Below are 2578 nucleotides of genomic sequence, written 5' to 3' on the forward strand. Positions count from 1 at the left end.
ATCAGTAAAATGCCACCTCGGAGCTTCTTCCCCATAGGTCTTGCTCTCCAGCGTTACGTCCTCACAATCTTAGCTTCACATTGCTTCATGAAAACCCAAAAACAATGTCTGGCTCTCCACCTGGGAGTGTGGCACGGCCTCTTCTCCAACTATCGACCCACCGCCGGCGGCTGGGAGCTGGGGGGCCAAAAGCGCAGCCTCATCACCTTTGAGGCCTTGGCTCCATCCTCTTCTTCAGGAAGTCCGGCGGCAGGGAGCGCGATCCGCCAAACCAACGCCTACTACCCCCTACAGGGATCCCCCACTCCCGAAAGCTCCCAGAGCTGGGTCTACCAGGATTTCTCGCCGGGATTGCGCTTTTTCCCCGATGGATCTTTTTCCAATGGGCGGCTGCAGCTGGCGCCGTTTAGTGATTTTGCCGTCGAGCAGGGCTTTCTCTGGGGGGATCGCAAGGCGCGGCTGGTGCAACAGTGGGATGCCCAAGGTCGTCTGGTAGAGGTAACCGCGATCCTGGAGCGGCGCGGCCAAGCTTTGGATCCCGTTGCAGACTGTGCACCCCTGAGCAGAGAGCAGCTGAGAGCCTGCCTCCAGGGGAGATGGCGGGGGATCGCCCAGAGCTTTGCGGTTGCCGAGGGCCGGTTTGCCGAAACCGAGGTGGACTGCTCGGGGGCAGAGTGGTTGAGCAACTGGGATCCCTTGCCGGGAGGGCTGTGGATTGGCGGGCCGGATCCCTTGCCCATCCCTACCGCCCACCGGGATCGCAGCTTTTCGGTGAGCCTGAGCTGGTTTCCGCAGTCGGAAGACTGCCATTGTCTCTTGCGTTTGATCCGGGACTACGATGCCCGCGGTGCTTGGCAGCGGGTTACGCTGATCCGGGCGCAGAAGGATCCTGGTTGAGGAAGGCGCAAACCTGGTCAAACACCGTTTCCCGCTCCCCGTCCAAAGTGAGGATGTGGTCGGAGTGCTCCAGCCAAGACAAGATCTTCTCCTCGGATCCCAGCTCTTGATAGAGCCACGCTGCCTGTTCAGGATCCACTACTGTATCTTGGCGAGATTGCAGGATCAGAGTGGGAACCCGGATGCCGGCCACCTCTCCCTTGACCCGCTCGATCAGCTCCAGGGCGCTGCGCACCGCCGACAGATTGAAGCTGCGAAAATAGGCTACCTTTTCCGCCAAAGCGCGGACATCCCCGTCCCGAATGGGCAGATGGAAGCGGGGGACATCCTCCAACAACCACCCCAGGCTGTTCAGGTACTGCTCTGGGCGAAAAAGATAGTACCAGCGGTGGCGAATGGCGAAAAATGGCGCCAGCAGCACCAATTTGTAAACAGGATGGGCAAAAGCCAGGTGCAAAGCCAGCAGACAGCCGGTGGAAAAGCCCACCAAGGAAACGCGCGGGTACTCCTGCCGCAAAGCCAGGTAATGCTCCAAAGCCCGCCCGTACCACTCCGTCCAGCGGGAAGGGGGCATGTGGGCAGACCGGCGGTCGTGTAAGCGATGCGGAGCACTGTCATGGCCGGGATAGTTAAATCCCTGCACCGTCAGGCCAGCCGCCAACAGCCGCTCTGCCAGCCATTGCAACTCGTAAACACCGCCCCCCAATCCATGTAGCAGCAGACAGGCGTGTTCCCCTGCTCCTCGCCACAAAAAGGGTTCGTTACTCAACATAAAAAAATAAAACTCCGTTCCACTTCGCGACGGGATCCCTTGCTAGCCCAAGGTGATATCCAGCAACATCATCACCACAAACCCACTGATGACCCCAAAGGTGCCCTCCCGCTCCAACCCCTGCCGGTGCGACTCAGGGATGATCTCATCGGAAATGACAAACAACATCGCCCCCGCCGCAAAAGCCATGCCCCAGGGTAGTAGGGGCTGCGCCAGAGAGACCACCGTTGCTCCCAGGATCCCGCCGATGGGCTCCACCAGTCCGGTCAGCAGGGCGATGCCAAAAGCGAACAGCCGCGAGTACCCCTGGCCCACCAGTGACAAAGCCACCACCAGCCCTTCTGGCATGTTCTGCAAGCCGATCCCCAGCGCCAGCGCCAACCCATCGCCGACTTGGCCGGTAGCGAAACCCACTCCCACCGCCAGTCCTTCCGGGAAATTGTGCAGGGCAATGGCAATGATAAAAAGCCAAATCCGTTTCAAATGGGCGCGGTTCTCCCCTTCCACCCCTTTGAAAAAGTGCTCGTGAGGAAAGAGGCGGTGGGCACTCTCCAGGAAGATCGCCCCCAACAACAGGCCTGCCACCATCACCACAGCCGCCCCAAATGGGGAATACCCCAGCGCTATGGCTGCCTCGGTGCCCGGCACCAGCAGGGAAAAAGAGGTGGCCGCCAACATCACCCCACCCCCAAATCCCAGCAGGATCCCTTGTACCCTTTCCGAGAGCGAGGGGAGAAACAGAGCGGGCAAGGCCCCTAACCCGGTTGCCAACCCGGCGATCAAGCTGGCCAGGGATCCCATCCCAATTGGATGCACAAGCCAATCTCCACAAAGGCCGAATGCTTTTCAATTCTCCTCCCTTTCCAACGTTGTGTGAACATTGCTGGCTCGAGCGGCATAGGCGAGGTT

Annotated in this window: 3 protein-coding genes; 1 reads left to right on the top strand and 2 read right to left on the bottom strand. The window is 59.9% G+C overall.

Annotated elements, in window-relative coordinates; genetic code table 11:
• Positions 1-87: 87 nt before the first annotated feature.
• Positions 88-897, top strand: coding sequence for a DUF3598 family protein (locus tag NW820_RS05550; RefSeq protein WP_414406907.1), 810 nt, complete (start codon positions 88-90; stop codon positions 895-897).
• Here the strand turns inward: NW820_RS05550 and NW820_RS05555 are convergent.
• Positions 863-1669, bottom strand: coding sequence for an alpha/beta hydrolase (locus NW820_RS05555; RefSeq protein ID WP_414406908.1), 807 nt, complete (start codon positions 1667-1669; stop codon positions 863-865). The genes NW820_RS05550 and NW820_RS05555 overlap by 35 nt on opposite strands.
• Positions 1670-1711: 42 nt before the next feature.
• Positions 1712-2485 carry a ZIP family metal transporter gene (locus tag NW820_RS05560; protein ID WP_414406909.1) on the bottom strand — a complete coding sequence of 258 codons (774 nt, stop codon included), beginning with the start codon at positions 2483-2485 and terminating at the stop codon, positions 1712-1714.
• Positions 2486-2578 lie beyond the last annotated feature (93 nt).

This window comes from Synechococcus sp. R55.7 (genome assembly GCF_047461955.1).
Classification (GTDB): Bacteria; Cyanobacteriota; Cyanobacteriia; order Thermostichales; family Thermostichaceae; genus Thermostichus.

Bases quoted from the DNA above. Each gene is read 5' to 3' on its own strand.
- NW820_RS05555 (WP_414406908.1), bottom strand. From the start codon at position 1,669: ATGTTGAGTAACGAACCCTTTTTGTGGCGAGGAGCAGGGGAACACGCC.
- NW820_RS05550 (WP_414406907.1), top strand. From the start codon at position 88: ATGAAAACCCAAAAACAATGTCTGGCTCTCCACCTGGGAGTGTGGCAC.